This is a genomic window from Streptomyces sp. NPDC092952 (assembly GCF_044754785.1).
Taxonomy (GTDB): Bacteria; Actinomycetota; Actinomycetes; order Streptomycetales; family Streptomycetaceae; genus Streptomyces.
On the sequence record NZ_JBIVPT010000002.1, the window covers coordinates 502235 to 521568 of the forward strand.

Consider the following 19334-nt stretch of genomic DNA (forward strand, 5'->3'; position numbering starts at 1 on the left):
GCGACGCCCCTCCCCCAGCCGGGCCGGACCCGCCAGCAGATACTGGTAGGGCACGGCCCGGTCGGCGTTCTCGGAGTTGTCGGCGCCCCCGGCGTTGTCGGCGTCTGGAGAGTCACGGAACATGCACAGCACGACGGAGGCCGGGACCCGCGCCCCGGAGGAATCGACCACGGAACTCGCGATCGGCGGGATGACCTGCGCCTCCTGCGCGGCCCGGATCGAGAAGAAGCTCAACCGGATGGACGGCGTCACCGCCACCGTCAACTACGCCACCGAGAAGGCCAAGGTCAGCTACCGGGGCGAGGACGTCTCCGTACAGGACCTCATCGCCACCGTCGAGAAGACCGGCTACACCGCGCACGAGCCCGCTCCCCCGGCCCCCACCACCCCGGCGGACACGCCCGAGGGCGGTACCGAGGGGGCGGACGTCCAGGACGACGGCGCCGCCGACGCACTGCGGCAGCGGCTGACCGTCTCGGCCGTGCTGGCCGCCCCCGTCGTTCTGCTCGCGATGGTCCCGCCCCTCCAGTTCGACTACTGGCAGTGGCTCTCGCTGACCCTCGCCGCCCCGGTCGTGGTCTGGGGCGGGCTGCCGTTCCACCGCGCGACCTGGGCCAACCTCCGGCACGGCGCGGCCACCATGGACACCCTGGTCTCGATCGGCACGCTGGCCGCCTTCGGCTGGTCGCTGTGGGCGCTCTTCCTCGGGGACGCGGGCATGCCGGGGATGCGGCACGGCTTCGACTTCACCGTCCGGCACACCGGTGACACGTCCACCATCTATCTGGAGGTCGCGGCCGGGGTCGTCACCTTCCTCCTGCTGGGCCGCTGGCTGGAGGCACGGTCCAAGCGGAAGGCCGGTTCCGCGCTCCGGGCGCTGATGCACCTGGGCGCGAAGGAGGTGTCGGTCCTCCGGGACGGTACGGAGGTGCGCATCCCGGTCGCCCGGCTCGCCGTGGGCGACCGCTTCGTGGTCCGGCCCGGCGAGAAGATCGCCACCGACGGCACCGTCGTCGAGGGCACCTCGGCCGTGGACACCGCCATGCTGACCGGCGAGTCCGTACCCGTCGAGACCGGCGTCGGCGACCCCGTCACGGGCGCCACCGTGAACACCTCCGGCCGGCTCGTCGTCGAGGCGACCCGGGTCGGCGCCGACACGCAGCTCGCCCGGATGGCCAAGCTCGTCGAGGACGCCCAGAACGGCAAGGCGGAGGTGCAGCGCCTCGCGGACCGGGTCTCCGCCGTCTTCGTCCCGGTGGTGCTGGTGATCTCGCTGGGCACCCTGGCCGCGTGGCTGCTGACCACGGGCGAGGTGACGGCCGCGTTCACGGCCGCCGTGGCCGTGCTGATCATCGCCTGCCCCTGCGCCCTGGGCCTCGCCACCCCGACCGCCCTCATGGTCGGCACCGGACGCGGCGCCCAGCTCGGCATCCTCATCAAGGGACCCGAAGTCCTGGAGACCACCCGCCGCGTCGACACCATCGTCCTCGACAAGACCGGCACCGTCACCACCGGCCGCATGACCCTCCTCGACGTCCACACCACCGACACCACCACCGAGAACGAGGCCCTCCGCCTCGCCGGAGCCCTGGAGCACTCCTCCGAACACCCCATCGCCCAGGCCGTCGCCACCGGAGCCACCGACCGCACCGGCACCCCCCTCCCCACCCCCGAGGACTTCGCCAACGTCCCCGGACTCGGCGTCCAGGGCATCGTCGACGGCCACGCCGTCCTCGTCGGCCGGGAACAACTCCTCGCCCAGTGGGAAATCCACCTCCCGGTCGAACTGGCCCGCCTCAAGGCGGCCGCCGAGACCGCCGGCCGGACCGCCATCGCGGTCGCCTGGGACGGCGAGGCACGAGCCGTCCTCGAAGTCGCCGACAAGATCAAGGACACCAGCGCCGAGGCCATCGCCGAGCTGCGCGCGCTCGGCCTCCACCCCGTCCTGCTGACCGGTGACAACCGCACCGCCGCCGAGGCCGTGGCCCGCGCCGTCGGGGTCGAGGAGGTGTACGCCGAGGTGCTGCCCGAGGAGAAGGTGCACGTCATCGAGCGTCTTCAGGCCGAGGGCCGTTCGGTCGCCATGGTCGGGGACGGGGTCAACGACGCCGCCGCCCTCGCCACCGCCGACCTGGGCCTGGCCATGGGAACCGGCACGGACGCCGCGATCGAGGCGAGCGATCTCACCCTGGTTCGTGGAGATCTCAAGGTGGCCGCCGACGCGATCCGCCTGTCCAGGCGCACCCTGACCACCATCAGGGGCAACCTCGTCTGGGCCTTCGCCTATAACGTGACCGCCCTACCCCTTGCGGCGTTTGGGCTGCTCAACCCTATGATTGCCGGAGCGGCGATGGCCTTCTCATCGGTCTTCGTCGTGACGAACAGCCTGCGGTTGCGCGCCTTCACTTAATTTCCACAAAGAGATCCAGATCACATGGATTTCGAGGTAACCATCCGGCGGGCTCGTGAGTCTAAGAGGGCGATGCCAAGGATGTCTTGGGGGACGTCCGCGGAGTGTCTTGGGGGACGCTCCGGGCAAGCGTAGGCCGGGGCACGTGCACCGGGGAGCTTTGAGCGGCCCTCCCGTACGTACGTACCCCGGCAGATCGCAGCAGGACCAGAGCAGGACACAACAGAAGAGATGCGCAGCCCACAGCGGCTGCGCGGCGCTCAGGAGCTACGGCTCCCACAGACGCCCGGCCGGATCCCGTGGGGGGAATCCGCTCCGGGACATGGGAAGCGCCTCGCTGTCGGCCCGTGGGGGGATCGACGGCGAGGCGCTTCTCTCTGTTCGGACACGACCTGTTCGGGTACGACCTGTTCAGGTGCGGCCGGCATCGGACACGGCCGGATCGGACACGGACGCTCCCGCGGAAGCCGTCGCGGCACGCAAATCGCCCCGGACACCGCACTCTGTGCGAAAGCGCGGTACGCGGGGCGAAGTCGACCGGCCTCGGTGGCCGGGGTCGTGCGGGGGGTGTCAGGCGGTTCAGCGGCCCTCGACCGGAACGAAGTCGCGCAGGACCTCGCCGGTGTAGATCTGGCGCGGGCGGCCGATGCGGGAACCCGGCTCCTTGATCATCTCGTGCCACTGGGCGATCCAGCCGGGAAGGCGGCCGAGCGCGAAGAGCACGGTGAACATCTCGGTCGGGAAGCCCATGGCCCGGTAGATCAGACCGGTGTAGAAGTCCACGTTCGGGTAGAGGTTGCGCGCGATGAAGTACTCGTCGCTCAGCGCGTGCTCCTCCAGCTTCAGCGCGATGTCGAGCAGCTCGTCGGACTTGCCGAGCGCGGACAGCACGTCGTGGGCGGCAGCCTTGATGATCTTGGCGCGCGGGTCGAAGGACTTGTAGACCCGGTGGCCGAAGCCCATCAGCCGGACGCCGTCCTCCTTGTTCTTCACCTTGCGGATGAAGGAGTCGACGTCGCCGCCGTTGGCCTGGATGCCCTCCAGCATCTCCAGCACCGACTGGTTGGCGCCACCGTGCAGGGGCCCCCAGAGCGCCGAGATACCGGCGGAGATCGAGGCGAACATGTTCGCCTGCGAGGAGCCGACCAGGCGCACGGTGGAGGTCGAACAGTTCTGCTCGTGGTCCGCGTGCAGGATCAGCAGCTTGTCGAGCGCGGAGACCACGACCGGGTCCAGCTCGTACTCCTGGGCCGGGACCGAGAAGGTCATGCGCAGGAAGTTCTCGACGTACCCGAGGTCGTTGCGCGGGTAGACGAAGGGGTGGCCGATCGACTTCTTGTAGGCGTACGCCGCGATCGTCGGCAGCTTGGCCAGCAGCCGGATCGTCGAGAGGTGGCGCTGCTCCTCGTCGAACGGGTTGTGGCTGTCCTGGTAGAACGTGGACAGCGCGCTGACGACCGAGGACAGCATGGCCATCGGGTGGGCGTCACGGGGGAAGCCGTCGAAGAAGCGCTTGACGTCCTCGTGCAGCAGGGTGTGCTGCGTGATCTCGTTCTTGAAGGTCGACAGCTCGTCGACCTTGGGAAGCTCGCCGTTGATGAGCGTGTACGCGACCTCCAGGAACGTCGAGTGCTCGGCGAGCTGCTCGATGGGGTAGCCGCGGTAGCGGAGAATGCCCTGCTCACCGTCGAGGTAGGTGATGGCGGATTTATAGGCTGCGGTGTTGCCGTATCCGCTGTCCAGTGTCACCAGACCGGTATTGGCCCGGAGCTTCCCGATGTCGAAGCCCTTGTCGCCGACGGTGCTGTCGATCACCGGGTAGGTGTACTCGCCGTCGCCGTACCGCAGTACTACAGAGTTGTCGCTCACGTCATCCCTCACCGACGTAGTGCCTCTTTCGAGGTTCCCTGACTGTCTCCACCCTCCCCCATTTGGCGCAGGAGAGTGCACTCGGGGTCGTCCATTGGACCTACTCGCGGCACTGAGTGCCGCGAGCCTACTCATCCTGCCCCTTCGGTTCCGGTTCCGGAAGGGCCGCGTGATGTTTCCCACCGATTTGATCGATCATTTTATCTCCCGACCTTCCGGCGATCCTCCGCCGGATCCCCCTGACAGCCGGTAATCCAGCGCCGTACAGCGCCTGCCCGCGGAAACCGTGCGGACCGCCTGGCCGATCGCCTGACGCGAACCGACCAGCACGACGAGCTTTTTGGCCCGGGTCACGGCGGTGTAGAGGAGGTTTCGCTGGAGCATCATCCAGGCACTCTTGGTGACGGGGATGACGACGGCCGGGTACTCGCTGCCCTGGGAGCGGTGGATCGTCATGGCGTACGCGTGGGACAGCTCGTCCAGCTCGTCGAAGTCGTAGTCGATCTCCTCGTCCTCGTCGGTGCGCACGGTCAGCTTCTGTTCGTCCTGGTCGAGGGCGGTGACGATGCCGACCGTGCCGTTGAAGACGCCGTTCTCGCCCTTGTCGTAGTTGTTGCGGATCTGGGTGACCTTGTCGCCGACCCGGAAGACCCGGCCGCCGAACCGCTTCTCGGGGACGTCCGGGCGGCCCGGGGTGACGGCCTGCTGGAGGAGCCCGTTGAGCACCCCGGCCCCGGCCGGGCCCCGGTGCATCGGGGCGAGGACCTGCACGTCGCGCCGGGCGTCGAGCCCGAACTTCGCGGGGATCCGGCGGGCCGCGACGTCCACCGCGAGCCTGCCCGCGTCCTCCGTCTCGTCCTCCACGAAGAGGAAGAAGTCCTTGAGCCCCTGGGTCAGCGGCGGCACCCCGGAGTTGATCCGGTGCGCGTTGGTGACGACGCCGGACTGCTGGGCCTGGCGGAAGATCGTGGTCAGCCGGACGGCGGGGACGGGGCTGCCGTCGGCGAGCAGGTCCCGCAGCACCTCCCCCGCGCCGACCGACGGCAGCTGGTCGACGTCCCCGACGAGCAGCAGATGGGCACCTGGTGCCACCGCCTTCAGCAGCTTGTTGGCGAGCAGCAGGTCCAGCATGGACGCCTCGTCGACCACGACCAGGTCCGCGTCGAGCGGGCGGTCCCGGTCGTACGCGGCGTCGCCGCCCGGCTTCAGCTCCAGCAGCCGGTGCACGGTGGACGCCTCGGCGCCGGTCAGCTCGGAGAGCCGCTTGGCCGCCCGGCCGGTCGGCGCGGCCAGCACCACCTTGGCCTTCCTGGCCCGCGCCAGCTCCACGATCGACCGGACGGTGAACGACTTCCCGCAGCCGGGCCCGCCGGTCAGCACCGCGACCTTCCGGCTGAGCGCGAGCCGCACCGCCGCCTCCTGCTCCGGAGCCAGATCCGCCCCCGTACGCCCCTTCAGCCAGGTCAGCGCCCGGTCCCAGTCCACGTCCACGAAGGCCGGCAGCCGCTCCTCGGGCGTCCGCAGCAGCCGCCCCACCTGCGCGGCGAGGGCCACCTCGGCGCGGTGGAACGGCACCAGGTAGATCGCCGTCACCAGCTCGCCGCCCTCCGGCGAGGGCACCTTCTCCCGTACGACGCCCTCCGGGTCCTCCGCCAGCTCGGCGAGGCACTCGATGACCAGGCCCGTGTCGACCTGGAGCAGCTTCACCCCGTCCGCGATCAGCCGCTCCTCGGGGAGGAAGCAGTGCCCCTGGTCGGTGGATTGCGACAGCGCGTACTGCAGCCCCGCCTTGACCCGCTCCGGGCTGTCGTGCGGGATGCCGACCGCCTGGGCGATCTTGTCGGCGGTGAGGAAGCCGATGCCCCAGACGTCGGCGGCCAGCCGGTAGGGCTCGTTCTTCACGACGGAGATCGAGGCGTTCTCGTACTTCTTGTAGATGCGGACGGCGATGGAGGTGGAGACGCCGACGCCCTGGAGGAAGACCATCACCTCCTTGATCGCCTTCTGCTCCTCCCAGGCAGCGGCGATCATCTTCGTCCGCTTCGGGCCGAGGCCGGGCACCTCGATCAGGCGCTCGGGCTGCTGCTCGATGATGTCGAGGGTGTCGACGCCGAAGTGGGTGGTGATCCGGTCGGCCATGACCGGGCCGATGCCCTTGATCAGGCCGGAGCCGAGGTAGCGGCGGATGCCCTGGACGGTGGCGGGCAGGATCGTCGTGTAGTTCTCCACGACGAACTGCTTGCCGTACTGGGAGTGCGAGCCCCAGCGCCCCTCCATCCGCAGCGACTCCCCCGGCTGCGCCCCGAGCAGCGAACCGACCACCGTCAGCAGGTCGTTGGCCCCGCGGCCGGTGTCGACGCGGGCGACCGTGTACCCGTTCTCCTCGTTGGCGTACGTGATGCGCTCCAGCACACCTTCGAGGACGGCGGGGTTGGGCAGGGTGGACATGGAACCGACGGTACCGGCCCGCGCCGACAGCCCGGGGCGGGCTCCCTCTCCGGGGCGGGCTCCCCGGTACGGCTTCTCCGGTAGTACGGGCCCCTCAGTGCGGCTGCACGTACTCCACCCGCACCACGTCCGGCACCCCGGACAGCTTCTTCCTGCCGGTCAGGAGGGCCTGGGCCGAGGTGTCGCCCAGGAGGTACCGGCGGAAGAACGCCACGGTGTAGCCGGTGGCGATCCGGCGCTGGGCGGTCTCGCCGAGTGCCCGGTCCTGGCGGTCCGTGCCGTCCTGCGCGACGCACCGGCCGGGCCGGTCGCCGGGGATCGCGTCGTCCACCGCGGCCACCTGGCCGCTGCTCGGGGACCACTGGGTGTTGAAGTAGTCGTGGTTGCCGCCGGTGAGGGTGATGCCGTGCAGGGGCGCCTTGTTGTGCCCCTTGTTCCACTTCACGTACTCACCGGTGTTGACCTGGTCGCAGGTGCCCCACAGCACGGCCAGCGGGACCTGGGTGACCGGCTCGTTGTCCCAGGTGGCGGTGGGTGCGAGGCCGATCGCCGCCTTCACCTTCACCCCGGCGGGCCAGTCGCCGTGCGCCCCGTCGGAGACCTGCTGCATCACGCCCCCGCCGCCCATGGAGTGGCCGAGGGTGCCGACGCGTCCCAGGTCCAGGCGGCCGGCGAACGCGGCACCACCGGGCCGTCCGGTCGCCGGATCCTTGAGCTTCGCCCTCAACGGGCCCTTGCCCGCGTCGAGTTGGCGCCACAGCTCCAGATGCCGGTTGATGAGGGCGGCCCGCGCCCGGTACACCGAATCGGCCTGACCACCGCTGGTCGCGTTGATCCCGTTGGCGCCCATGGAGACGACCACGAAGCCCTCGCGGGCGAGGCTCTCGGCCAGGTACTCGTAACCGGAGCTGTTCGGCAGCGGCGGCACACCCGCCCGGCAGGGCCAGGCCCAGAGCCGGTCGCTCATCGCTTCGATGACCTTTGTCTGACGGGCCGCTCCGGCCTCGTCGCCCGCCTGCTCGGCCCGCTCCAGAGCCTTCTTCGCCCTGGTCAGCGCGGACTGGGCGGGCCGGTCCGCGCAGGTGGCCCACTGTCCGTGCTGCATGACGATCAGCGGATGACGGCCCGCCGCGGGCCCCGGGGAGCCGGGCGCCTCGGGGTAGCGGACGACCGCGGCGATCTCGCTCTTCCCCTCGTACGGCGCCCCGGGCTCGAAGGCCAGGTCCCCGAGGTCGTACACCGCCCGCCCCACGGACACGGCCGCCGCGCCCGGGTCCGCGGTGACGGCCCCGGCCTCGGCGGGCGCGGTCACCACACCCGCGACGATCAGGGCCCCCGCGGCCAACGCCGCCGTACCGGCCACCCGGCCGCCTCGCTTCTCCACCGGCGTCACCGTCATGCGCGGTCCAGCCTCCCAGGTCGTTCCGATCGCTCACGACCGACCACGACCGGGCGGATGCACTCCGCGCCCCGTGGACGGACGCCCCCACCCTGACCGGCACTTGTCAGAAATCTGTGAGCCCGGTGTCAGGGATTCCGTACGTCCCGGCAACGGTCGTGAAGAGCGCCCCATCCCGGCGAAAGCGCTCGGCACGCTCTTCGAGGACGATGGCGGGGTGCCGGTCGGAGCAGAGCGAGCTGATGCTGCGGTTGGACGGCTGATCCTCCCCACCCGCCACCACAGCGGCAGCCGGACGTCGCAGCCGCCCCAGGCGGGTGAGTGGCGGCCCGGCACCCCACAGGTATGTCCGGTGGGCGCAACTGCCTGGGCACAAGGCCCGTTGAGACGTACGACGGCTCCGTTACTACCGTGCCCCGAGCCAACCGGAGGCACCGGAGCGGCGTGCCGACGGGGCCCGGCGAGGCCCGGCAACGCGGTGTCCGCCCACCCGCCCGCCCCGGCCTGTCCGATAGATGCAGCATGGCCGCTCTGTCAGCTTGGCGATGAAATCAGCCACCCTAACGGGGTAATGCCACACAGATGCCGGATTAGTACATTAAGGCTTGCAACGAAGACGGCAGGCGGCCGGGCCTGAAATTTTCCGCCCGAGCCCGAGCATCCCACGCGATTCGCCCAACAGCAGGATCTCGAAGAGGGGCCGGCCAGACCGCGCTCCTGGTTCCCGCATCAAGGCAGGTCCGGCCGGGGCAGCACATGACCGGCCGGTTGACGTCCTACGCCATATCAGCCACGGCCCGGCAAGCGGTCCGTTGAACGGCCTTCCTCCTCCGCCCGGACACACAACCGGCTCCGAGGCCGTCGGCATCCCTCGACTCCCCGGCCCGAAACACCATTCGTTCGCCGCGGCCGACGTTCCGGCGCGCCATCACCCGAGCGCAACGCCACCGAAGAGGTCTGGCGCACACCACCGCTGTCACCACCCCACCTCACACCGGGAGTTGAATCATGAGCGGATGCGGCTGCAGGCAGTCCCCGATCGACTTCGGCGGCCATCGGCCCACCGGAGCGGCCTGTCCCCCCGTCGACGCCCCCGATTGCCGTCCCGCACCCAGACCACGCCAGAGCTGCGAGACGATCCCCCTGTGCGATTCCGCACCGTACCGACTCGCGGCGACCGCGGACAGCACCGACCCGACGCCGTACTACACCATCGCCAACACCCATGCCGCTCTGGATCCCGCCGTTGCCCAGACCATCCTGGACGGCGGCACGGGCACGTTCCCGGCCGACGACGGAGCGCACAACGGCCAGCACACCTGGCTCGCCGGCATCGTACGTATCGACCCCGCGTCACTGCGCGGCAATCCCACCGACGTCATGGTCAGCGCCTCGGTCCATGTCCACAACGACGGACCGAGCACGGCCTGTCGGCTCTACGGCCGCTTCGCCCTGTGGAACGGCACGGCTCCGATCAGCGCCGACCTCCTGGGCCCGCCCGATCTCCCGGCGGGCGGCGACGACAACGGCGTCGTCCCACCGACCACCGTGCCCCTCGCGGACGTCCTGGCGGGAAGGGTCGTCATCGAGCTCAACCTCGAAACAGGCAACGACGACACCTGCCGGGTCGGCCCCAAGCAGTGGACCGTCGACAGCTTCGTCCTCACCGTCCGGGCATCCGCCCCCGGCCACGGCAGGCCGTTCCTCCGTACGACCTGCCGTGACTGCGACGGCGCGGTCACCTGCACGACCGACCATCTCGACGGCTCGTCGACCCCCTACGCCCCGGTCCCACCGGTCGTCCCGGCCGCGTCCTGCCAGGACGGATGCTCCATCGTCCGGCCCCCATGCCTCTCCACCGACCCGGGCAACGCCATCATCCGGGGCACCGACGGGTGCCTGTACGCGCCCGACACACCCGCCCTGGACCCGTCCCCGTGCAACGCCGCGCGGCACACGACCGGCGGGCTGCTCGTGCCGGGGGTCGAACTGACGGGTCTCGCCCCGGGCGGCAACACCGGCCTCGAACGGTCGGTGGACATCGACGTCACGGGGACGACCGGCTGCCCCGAGAGGTGGACGATCGGCGCCCGCCTCACCCCGGTGAGCGGGTTCCTCAACGCCGAGCGGCAGCATGCCGACCTCCTCGCCAGGACCGGTATCGACGTACCGATCCCCGAGTCCGACATCGTGCTCCCGGAGGCCGGGGTCTACCACATCGACAGCGATGTGCGGTACGCGCTCGGCACGGCCACCGGCGGCAGCGGCTACATCATCGGCTGGCTCAGGGACGAGACCACCGACACCCTCCTGACGAGCTTCACCCAGATCGCGGTGGTCAACGCGGCACGACAGGAGCAGCAGGGCGGAACCACACACATCATGACCGAATACACGGTCGCATCCGGCCCCCGGACCGTCCGCCTGCACCTGATGTTCGTCCTGACCGGTGGCAAGGTCTCCGACGCCGAGGCCGGCGGCACCGACAGCAACGGGGCGACCCGGATGCGCTTCCTCAAGGTCAGGGACTGAGGAAGTCAGGGGCTGAGGAAGTCAGGGGCTGAGGAAGTCAGGGGCTGAGGAGGTCGAAGGCCGAGAAGGTCAGGGGCCGGCGCACCTGCCCCGGGCCCGCACCAGCGTGGTCACCCGGGCGCCGCCGCGTCCCCGACCGCACGCCGCGCGACCCACCCCTCCGGCGCTCCGGCGCTCCGGCGCTCCGGCGCGATGAGGATCCCCGCCCGCTCCTATGAAGGCACGACGATGTGCAACTTTCCGTCGACCACGGCCCAGGCGACGTCGGTCGGCGCGGACGCCGTCGCGCTCTCCTGGAGCGGGAAGACGTACAGCCCCTCGGCGGGCGCGCCGAGGTCGCGGGCACAACCGTTGTACGCGCATCCATCTTCTTGTCCGGCGGAATGCGGCGCCGCGTCGGCACGGCGTGGGCTCTACGATTCGTCCGGTGCACAGGACGAATCTGACAGCGCCGACCGACAGCGGATCCTGGGTCGCCCTCCGCCTGGAGCTCCCGCCCACGGCCGTGCCGGGGCTGCGGCCGGGGGCGGCGAACGGAAACCGGATCGTCCTCTCCCAGGGGGCGGACACGGTGCTGCTCGCCACGGTCGACGACGACCGGGGCGGAGTCACCTACTCCCGCACGGACCATTACCGTTCCCCCGTCGCCCCCTTGCGGGCCGCCGAGGCGCGCGCGGTCGCCGGGCACGGGCAACCGTCCTGGTACGCGCGTTGGGCGCATCGCTTCGCCGATGCCCTGGAGGCGTCCCCCCTCGGCCCGCTCCACGACGGACGGTGGGTGCTCTCCCGGAAGCTCGCCCGGGACGAGGCACCCCGGGCGGCGGGCGGACCCGCCGGACGGTGGCGTTCCCTGCTGCTCGACGAGCATCCGGACGGCTGCGTCGACTGGTTCACCGGCTCGTGGCAGGTCCTGCCGCTACGGCGGATGCCCTCACCCGACCACGGCAGGGTGAAGGCGTACCGCAAGCAGGCCCGGGAAGGAACCCTGCCGCCCGTCCTGCTCTGGTGGTTCAGCGGGCTCCACTGCTATCTGGTGCTGGACGGCCACGCCCGCCTCGCCGCCGCCGTCGCCGAGAACCGGGAGCCTGCGGTACTGGCCCTCTCCCGCGCGCTGCCCGAGGAACGGACCGGGGCCGGGAGGGACAAGGCCCTGGAGACCTACCGCCTCACCATGTCCGTCCTGGACGGCCCGCATCCGGTCACGGGCCACCAGGAATCGGCCCGGGCGGCGAGCCGTCTGCTCGCCGCCCAGTTGCACGATCTCGATGTCGCCCACGCCCCCACCCGGGCATGGCCGGTGCCGGAGGTCCGTCCGGCCCCCGCCCGCCCGCTCAATCGGTCGGGGTGCCCTGGTGGAAGTACGCCCGCCGGCCCGTCTCCGTGAGACGCCACACGGGGCTCCGCCGCGCCCGGCGGCCCTGGTTGTCGCAGAAGTAGGTCAGATGGACGGTCCCGGGGGCGAGGAGAACCCCCGACATCTCGCCGACCTCGACCGGGGATTCCGGGGAGACCGAGCCGCCGCTCGTCACCGAGAGGATCGGCTCCACGTCCCACCGGCGCCCGGAGGCCCCGATCTCGGTGAACTCCGGGTCCAACAGCTCCAGGACCCGGGCCGGGACGGCCCGCACCTCCGGGTCGAGAAGCCGCATCTCCCCGTCGACGGCCGCTCGCACGGCCCGCTCCCGCTCGTCGTCGGTCATGCCGGAACCCTGCGGGCACGGCGCCCCGGGAACAGCGGATCGCCCATGCCGACCACGGCGGCGTCCGTGCCGCCGCGTCGCACTGTCACGCGAGGGCCGGGGCCGGGCCGCTTGCCGTGCGCGGACGCCGCCGTGCCCCTCGTCCCCCTCGTCCCCCTCGTCCTCCTCGGACGGCATCCGCCGCACGGTGTCACGGTGGCGCGTCCGGGACCTGACTGCCTCGGGACCGCCGGGAGGACGCGTCTACCCTGGCCGGATGACGGACGAGGGGGATTTCCGGGTCGGTGACGTGCTGTCGGTCGCCTGTCCCTTCACGGCGACCACGGTGGAGCAAGGGGTCACGGGGGACGAGGTGTCGGTCCGCTGGCCGTGGTGGGAGATCGACGACGACTGCGCGTTCGCGCGCTGGAACGGAGTCGTCGCCCTCGGTGTGGACGGTGGCGGACACGTCGCACCCGAGGTGGCCGCCGGACTCTTCCGTACCGAACCTCCGCCCGAGCAGTTGGGGGCGGGGGCCTCCTGCCGGGTCGGCGTGCCGCCCACGGTGGTGCATGTGACCGCCGTCGACCACCACGATCCTCCGCTGGAGACGGCCTGGCTGCCGCGCCCCACCTCGACCGTGACCGTGCTCCGCCGGGGTCTCTCCTACCGGGAGTTCCCGGACGGGAGCCATCTCGACGGGTCGGGCTTCACCATCCACCCCGGCGACGGGATCCCCTTCACCTTCGAGCTGCTGATGCGGCCGTACGCGTCTCTCCGGGCGGGCGACGAAGTGGCCGACGCCGTCGGCCGTGCGTGGCGATTCGACGGGGCCTGGGACTGGACCGCCTTCGACGGGGACCCGGCCGGCGCGGGCCCGGAGTGGCCGCTCGTCCTGCTCACCCGGGCGGGCGCGCCGTGCTCGACGCGGGACGCGGAGGCGGTGGCCGCGAGCACGAGGACCGGTTCGCACCAGGAGACGCTCCGGGTCTGGACAGAACTCACCGACGCCTCGCCCACCCCCTGAACCCACCGGAACCGCCGTGCTCCCCATCGGCACCGCCTCAGCCCTCGGCGCGCGTGGCGTCGAGGGTCCACAACTGGTCGGCGGGACGAAGGTCGACGCTTCCTCCGCCGATCAGACTCACATGGCTGACGGCCTGGCGCCGATCAACAACAAGGAAGCCACTGCAGGGAATTGGTCAGACGAAGAAGTCCTCCGCATCCGGGGTCTCGGCGTTGGTGATGAATCGAGAGAATGCGTCGTACGCATCTTCACCGAGGAAATATCCTCCTGTGTGGTGCAGGAGGAACCATCGGCCGAATTTGTCCACCAGGATGATTCCCAGCTCTGACGACTCGAATCCTACGGGAAAGAGCGGAACACCCAGGTTGGCGGCCATCTCCGCAATCTCCCGGGCGTCCCCGTCGTATCCGCCGGTCGGCTCCGTTTCGAATGCCGAATGCGATGCCCTCGGGTGCTCCAGGCTGAGGAGCCCGTACGTCCGGATCACGTGGACGGCCGCCTCCACGGCCTCAAGAGGGAAGCCCTGGGCCTCCGCATCCTTGAGCCTCACCCGAATCAGGTCCCGTGCGGAGTCGCCGATATCCCTTCCGGGGAACCAGCCGTTGCGATTCAACCAATCGAGGACTTCCCTGGTCGGCCCGGTCGAGGACATGGGATATTCCTGTTCTGCAGGTCTCTCTTCAAAGACGCACGCGAATTCCGGGCCGAGCCCGCCGGGTCACAGCGCGGCGGCGCGCCCGCGTACCAGGAGGTTCTGCGTGCCCAGGCCGATCGCCAGGTACGCGTAGAGCGACGCGGCCCCCAGGACCCCCGCCCCGGCCACGTGGTCGATCCACAGCCCCAGCCCGGCGTGCACGGCGACCGAGGCGAGCCACAGTCCGGTCGTCGCCGCCACTCCCTGGCGCACCACCTCGCCCCCGGGCTCGCGCCAGACCCGTACGGTCCGGGCCCGCACCGCGCCGAACAGCCCCGCGACGAGCAGGCTGACCGCCAGGAGGACGACCGACAGCGCGGGCAGTGGGTGGTCCTTGGCGACCGAGGCGACCCCCAGACCGATCAGGGCGGCCCCGAGGACGGCGAGGACCACCGGGACGACGAGCGAGCCGTTGCGCCGCACCGGGCGGGTGCGCAGCTGCTGTCGTACCACCAGGCTGACGGCCACCAGCGATATGGGGATGCCCCCGCCGTACACACCCTGCATGCCAACTCCCCCTTGGATCAACGCCGTTGCCTGCCGATGTCGGCGCTGATCATTATGTGGGGCAGCCCCGGTGCCACAGCCGGAATCGGCCGTGTCGGCGCGCCGGGACCGGCACGGCGCGTGCGGGGAGCCGGGGCGGCCGTGCCTGGGGTTCCGGGCTCCTCAGGACCGCGTCGCCTTCCGGCACTCGTCTCCGGAGCCGCCGCGTCCGACCGGTGTGGTGCGGTCGTACGGGTCGGTCTCCTCGGCGGTACCGTCCGCCGGGCGGTCGTCGCCGAAGGGCGGGTCGAAGTAGCCCGTCTCGTCGCCGCACCCGCCGTTGGTCATGTCGTACTTGTACGAGACGACCGAGAACGTGCCCGGCTCCGTGATCACCTTGTCGGGGTCGTCCCAGTTCAGGACCAGTTCGCGCCGGATGATCGTGCGGACGACCTCGTCGCCGCCGTCCGCGCCCGCGCGGGTGACCGGGTAGACGAAGGTGGCGTCGGCGGTCACCTGGAGCGCGCCGCGCTCCCCCTCCCGGTAGGTGAGGCGGCCCCGGGTCTTCACGACGTCGCCGACCAGGCGGGTGCGGGAGGGCTGGAAGCGGCTGAAGAGGAGAAGGGGGTTGTTCTTCTTGCTGGGGCTTCGCAGGGCCGTGTCCACGAGGTCCCGCACGTCCTTCTGGTGCGGGTTGAGCAGGGCTATCGCCTTCTCCGGGCGCTCGCCGCGCAGCACTCCCCGGTCCAGACCGGACGCGACGAGGAAGTCCCGGGTGCGGGCGAGGGCCCGCCGCACCTCGGCCTCGTTCATCCAGCCGACCGGCGCGGCCTCCGGCACCGTGATCCCCGCCGCCCCGTCCGCCCAACTGGCCGCCGGTGAGCCCCGGAACGGCTCGTCCATGGTGGCGCGCCGGGCCGGCCCCGACGGGGGCGCCTGGGTCGGGCGGGCGGTCTCGGCCGCCGACGGCGAGGGATCGTCACCGGAGAACAGGTCGACCACCCGCCCCGGTGCGAGCGCCACCACCAGCAGCACCACCGAGGCCACCAGCCCGAACAGGTAGAGGCCCTTGCGCCGCTTGGGCCGTGCGGGGGTGTAGGTGCGCCAGCCGTCCGGTACGCGGTCGGGCTCCTCGCGCAGCCGCCTCGTCACCTCACGGGCCCGTGCCGAGGGCTCCTTGGGCGCGTCGGCGACCCCCTCCACCGACTCGCGCAGGAACCGCTCCCACTCCTCGTCCGATCTGGAAGAACCGTCCGAATCCGTACCCGCGCCCATCCCCGACTCCCCGACCGTCAGCAGCAGATCGCGCCCACTCCCCGGGGCGCGACCGCATGATTGCATGGGGCACCGACAGCGGACCGGGCCGGGTCGACGGGGAGGGCACGGGCGCACCACCGCCCTGGATCGACCGGGGCCGGGGGCCGGTCAGGCGCCGACCGCGACCAGCGAACGGTGGTGCCCCGGGCTCTCGGCCTCGTCGATCAGAGCCACCGCCAGGTCCGTGTACGAGAACCCGGACGGGCCGCCGGCGTCCGGCAGCACCCGGTGGTCCCCCGTCCGGTAATGGCCGGTCCGGGGCGCCTCGTCGTCGAGGAAGACGGGCGGCGGGGCGAGGACGAGCCAGTCGACGTCCGTCTCCGCGGCGCGCAGCACGTCGAGCGCGGCGGCGTGCCCCAGGGAGAACGCCCGGTGCTCCGCCGGGGTCCCGGGCGCGTCGTGGACGGCCACCCCGGGGGCGGTCTCCAGCGTGCTGCCGATCCCGAGGAGGACGAGCCGGCCGACCCCGGCCCGGCCGAGGCCGTCCAGCAGCGCGCGGGTCGCGCCGACGTAGAACTCCTCCGCGGGCACATCGGTGCGGGCCGCCGCGCTGATCGCCGCACCGTGCCCGGCCGCGACCTCCGCGACGCTCTCCGCCCGGGTCGTGTCGCCCGCGACCACGCGTACGCCGTCACCGGCCAGCTCCGGGTACACGTCCGGGTTCCGGTACTTGTCCGGGTCCCGCACCACGGCGGTCACCCGGTGCCCGCGCGCCACCGCCTCGGCGACCGCGCGCCGCCCGGCCCGCCCTCCGGCCCCGAACACAACGATCCTGCTGCCAACCATGGGAATCCCCCTTACCGGGGCCCGCCCAACGCGGGCCGCTGCGCCGGACGCTAGACCGCCCACCCATGGTTTCCGCAACGATAGTTGCGTACGCTCGCGAGGTGAACGAACCTCTCGATCCCGACATGTTCACCGGCTGCACGCACGCCCCCACCCCGTTCCGGATCGGCGGCAAGTGGATGCCGATGATCATCCGGTGCCTGGAGTCCGGCCCCCGGCGCTTCAGCGAACTGGAGGTCCCGCTGCGGGGCATCACCCCGAAGGTCCTCACGGAGACGCTCCGCGCGATGGAACGGGACGGCTTCCTCACCCGCACCGTCACGGACTCCACCCCGCCCCGGGTGGACTACGAGCTGAGCCCCCTGGGCCGTACGCTGCTCGCCCCGCTGAACGCCTGCTGCACCTGGGCCGCCGCCCACCTCCCGGAGCTCCTCGACGCCCGGGACGCGTACGGGGACACCGCACCGGCGCCCGGCGGGCCGTGATATCCGTCAGCGGAGGTCCGGGCACTCCTCGGCGAAGCCCTGCGAGACGGGCTGCCACGCCCCGTGCTCCTCACGCGCGCTCAGCCGGTCCGCCTCCGCCGCGGCCTCGGCCAGCTGGGCGGTGCTGAGGGGAACGGCCGCTTCGAAGACCCGGCCGAGGTGGTGGCAGTGCACCATCGGGCGGATGCCGGGCGGGCACGGCTCGTCGGCGACCACGAAGAGGTCGGGCAGCCGCCAGCCCAACGGGCCGGCCAGGGCGGACAGTTGCTGCCGCCGGTAAGGACTCGGGTCGAAGCGCCGCACCATCCCGAGCAAGGTGCTGAAGGACAGCCCCAGGAACGGCAGTTCACGGAGGCCGAAGCCACGGTTGCGGAGCAGATCGCGGAGCACCGCCGCAATCCTCGTCTCGGCGGGACGGTATCCCGGCCACGTCGGCCGGACGAAGGGTTCCGCAGCGGCCGTACGCGGCAACGAGACGACGAACGAACGCAGTTCGGCGAGTCGTGCGTGGTCGCAGTGGCTGGCGGCGGACGCGAATCGCCGCATGACCTCCGCGTCGCGCCCCGGGGGCAGCAGCTCGGCCGGGACCGGGTGGCCCGCGACGACGAGGAGGTCGGCGGCCGGTATGCCGAGTTCGGCGGCGAGTTCGGCCGCCCGCTGCGGGGCGGCGCCGGTCGCGGTCGTGGCGAGACGCCTCAGGGTGGTGGTCCGGTCCATGCGAGGAACGTAACGGGTGCGCCGCCGGTACGTCGGCGAGGAGAGGGTCAGACTCCGGCGCCCGCTCCGCGCCCCGCGACGACCGGCCCCAGCAGGAGCGCCGCCACCAGCAGCACCGGGACGCCGATCGCCAGGGCGGTGCTGCCTCCGACGAGGGTCGTGAGGTTGTCCAGGATCAGCGCGAGGAAGGCCAGCAGCCCGATCAGCCCCAGCCCCGGCGCGACCGTGTTCGGCCAGGCGCCCGTGCGGTGTTCGCGGTGCCGGGCGAAGAACACCACCACTGCCGCGCTGGTGATCGCGTACAGCAGCACCACCCCGACGGAGGCGAAGCCCGCCAGCCAGGTGTAGAACTGCTCGACCGGGTCGAGTCCGGCACCCACCGAGACCGCCAGCAGCACCGCGACGACGACGGCGGTGGCGTTCGACGCCCGGTACGGGGACCCGTGGCGCGGGTGCGCGGCACCGAGCCACGCGGGCAGCGCGCCCCGGCCCGCGAGCGCGAAGACGTACCGGGCCACGATGGTGTGGAACGACAGGATCCCGGCGAACAGGCTGGTCACGAAGAGGACGTCGACGAGGTGCCCGCCGACCGCGCCCAGGTGGCGGCGGGTGGCGTCGGTGAGCATGGTGCCGCCGTGGTCGGTGGCGGTCCCGACCGCGTGCGCGTCGCCGACCGCGGTGATCAGCGCCCAGCTGGAGAGTGCGTAGAAGGTGCCGATCAGAGCCAGCGACAGGTAGGTCGCCCGGGGGACGGTGCGCCCGGGGTCGCGCGCCTCGTCACGGAAGACGGCCGTCGCCTCGAAGCCGATGAAGCCGAGGACGGCGAAGAGGACTCCGACCCCGGGCGCCCCGGACATGATCCGGTCGGGGCTGACGATGCCGGAGGACAGCCCGCTGTCGCCGCCGGTGACCAGGACGACGACGTCGAACACGACCACGACGAGTACCTCGGCGACCAGCCCGACGCCGAGCACCTTGCCGGACAACTCGACGTCCCGGTGGCCGAGGAGGGCCACCACGGCGAGCGCCGACGCGGCATACACCCACCAGGGCCCACCGACCGCCTGCGCACCGGACGGCAGGGCGGCGAGCCCCGGGCCGAGCAGCCCGAAGACACCGGCCTCCAGAGTGACGTAGGAGAGCAGCGCGGCGAACCCCGCACCGAGCCCGGCGCCCCGGCCGAGCCCGCGCTCGACGTAGGAGGAGAAGGCCCCCGCCGCCCGCACATGGGGTGTCATCGCGGTGAAGCCGACCGCGAAGAACAGGAGCACGACCCCGGCGACGACGTAGGTCGCCGGAAAGCCCGTCCCGTTGCCCCCGGCGATGCCCAGCGGCACGGGGCCGCCGACGACGGCGAGCGGAGAGGCGGCGGCCGTGACCATGAAGACGATGCTCGCGACACCGAGGTCACCGCGCAGCCGGGCCCGTTCCCCACTACGGCTGCGGCTGTCGGACGGGACCGGCCGCCGGAGTTCCGAGGACATG

The 19334-nt window shown here is 71.7% G+C and carries 15 protein-coding genes; 5 read left to right on the plus strand and 10 right to left on the minus strand.

The window, feature by feature from the left end:
- Positions 1-121: 121 nt before the first annotated feature.
- A complete protein-coding gene (locus ACIQGQ_RS06155; protein WP_402391267.1) occupies positions 122-2410 on the plus strand; it encodes a heavy metal translocating P-type ATPase in 2289 nt (762 codons plus the stop codon).
- 579 nt (positions 2411-2989) lie between these two features.
- Here ACIQGQ_RS06155 and ACIQGQ_RS06160 read toward each other — a convergent pair.
- From ACIQGQ_RS06160 to ACIQGQ_RS06170, 3 genes are all read right to left on the minus strand, one after another.
- Positions 2990-4279: a citrate synthase gene (locus ACIQGQ_RS06160; protein ID WP_402391270.1), complete on the minus strand. Its 1290-nt coding sequence runs from the start codon at positions 4277-4279 to the stop codon at positions 2990-2992.
- 195 nt (positions 4280-4474) lie between these two features.
- The gene (locus ACIQGQ_RS06165) at positions 4475-6718 is read right to left on the minus strand and encodes an ATP-dependent RecD-like DNA helicase (protein ID WP_402391987.1); all 2244 of its coding nucleotides are present in this window, start codon (positions 6716-6718) and stop codon (positions 4475-4477) included.
- A gap of 103 nt (positions 6719-6821) precedes the next feature.
- Entirely contained in the window at positions 6822-8126 is a 1305-nt protein-coding gene (locus ACIQGQ_RS06170) for an alpha/beta hydrolase family protein (protein ID WP_402391273.1), read from the minus strand.
- Positions 8127-9134: 1008 nt separating this feature from the next.
- Here ACIQGQ_RS06170 and ACIQGQ_RS06175 point away from each other — a divergent pair.
- Both ACIQGQ_RS06175 and ACIQGQ_RS06180 read left to right on the plus strand, forming a co-directional pair.
- Complete coding sequence (locus tag ACIQGQ_RS06175) at positions 9135-10658, plus strand: hypothetical protein (RefSeq protein WP_402391275.1); 1524 nt, start codon at positions 9135-9137, stop codon at positions 10656-10658.
- A 427-nt stretch (positions 10659-11085) separates the two neighbouring features.
- Positions 11086-12042 (plus strand): hypothetical protein, encoded by a 957-nt coding sequence (locus ACIQGQ_RS06180; protein WP_402391278.1) that lies wholly within the window; start codon positions 11086-11088, stop codon positions 12040-12042.
- Here the strand turns inward: ACIQGQ_RS06180 and ACIQGQ_RS06185 are convergent.
- Positions 11990-12358, minus strand: a complete 369-nt coding sequence (locus ACIQGQ_RS06185; protein WP_402391281.1) for a DUF4440 domain-containing protein — start codon at positions 12356-12358, stop codon at positions 11990-11992. The two genes, ACIQGQ_RS06180 and ACIQGQ_RS06185, sit on opposite strands and share 53 nt — an antisense overlap.
- Positions 12359-12614: 256 nt before the next feature.
- On the opposite strand from ACIQGQ_RS06185, the gene ACIQGQ_RS06190 reads away from it, so the two are divergent.
- The gene (locus tag ACIQGQ_RS06190) at positions 12615-13364 is read left to right on the plus strand and encodes a hypothetical protein (RefSeq protein ID WP_402391284.1); all 750 of its coding nucleotides are present in this window, start codon (positions 12615-12617) and stop codon (positions 13362-13364) included.
- Positions 13365-13539: 175 nt separating this feature from the next.
- On the opposite strand, the gene ACIQGQ_RS06195 is transcribed toward ACIQGQ_RS06190, so the two are convergent.
- From ACIQGQ_RS06195 to ACIQGQ_RS06210, 4 genes are all read right to left on the minus strand, one after another.
- Entirely contained in the window at positions 13540-14016 is a 477-nt protein-coding gene (locus ACIQGQ_RS06195) for an SUKH-3 domain-containing protein (protein WP_402391286.1), read from the minus strand.
- A gap of 66 nt (positions 14017-14082) precedes the next feature.
- Complete coding sequence (locus ACIQGQ_RS06200; RefSeq protein WP_402391289.1) at positions 14083-14565, minus strand: hypothetical protein; 483 nt, start codon at positions 14563-14565, stop codon at positions 14083-14085.
- 162 nt (positions 14566-14727) lie between these two features.
- Complete coding sequence (locus ACIQGQ_RS06205) at positions 14728-15819, minus strand: hypothetical protein (RefSeq protein ID WP_402391292.1); 1092 nt, start codon at positions 15817-15819, stop codon at positions 14728-14730.
- Between the two features lie 150 nt (positions 15820-15969).
- Positions 15970-16647 carry an NAD(P)-dependent oxidoreductase gene (locus tag ACIQGQ_RS06210; protein ID WP_402391295.1) on the minus strand — a complete coding sequence of 226 codons (678 nt, stop codon included), beginning with the start codon at positions 16645-16647 and terminating at the stop codon, positions 15970-15972.
- Positions 16648-16748: 101 nt separating this feature from the next.
- Between ACIQGQ_RS06210 and ACIQGQ_RS06215 the strand changes: the two genes are divergently transcribed.
- A complete protein-coding gene (locus tag ACIQGQ_RS06215; RefSeq protein ID WP_402391298.1) occupies positions 16749-17132 on the plus strand; it encodes a winged helix-turn-helix transcriptional regulator in 384 nt (127 codons plus the stop codon).
- Between the two features lie 6 nt (positions 17133-17138).
- On the opposite strand, the gene ACIQGQ_RS06220 is transcribed toward ACIQGQ_RS06215, so the two are convergent.
- Together ACIQGQ_RS06220 and ACIQGQ_RS06225 are read right to left on the minus strand one after the other, a co-directional pair.
- Entirely contained in the window at positions 17139-17849 is a 711-nt protein-coding gene (locus ACIQGQ_RS06220; protein ID WP_402391301.1) for a hypothetical protein, read from the minus strand.
- A gap of 47 nt (positions 17850-17896) precedes the next feature.
- Complete coding sequence (locus tag ACIQGQ_RS06225) at positions 17897-19333, minus strand: APC family permease (RefSeq protein ID WP_402391304.1); 1437 nt, start codon at positions 19331-19333, stop codon at positions 17897-17899.
- Position 19334 lies beyond the last annotated feature (1 nt).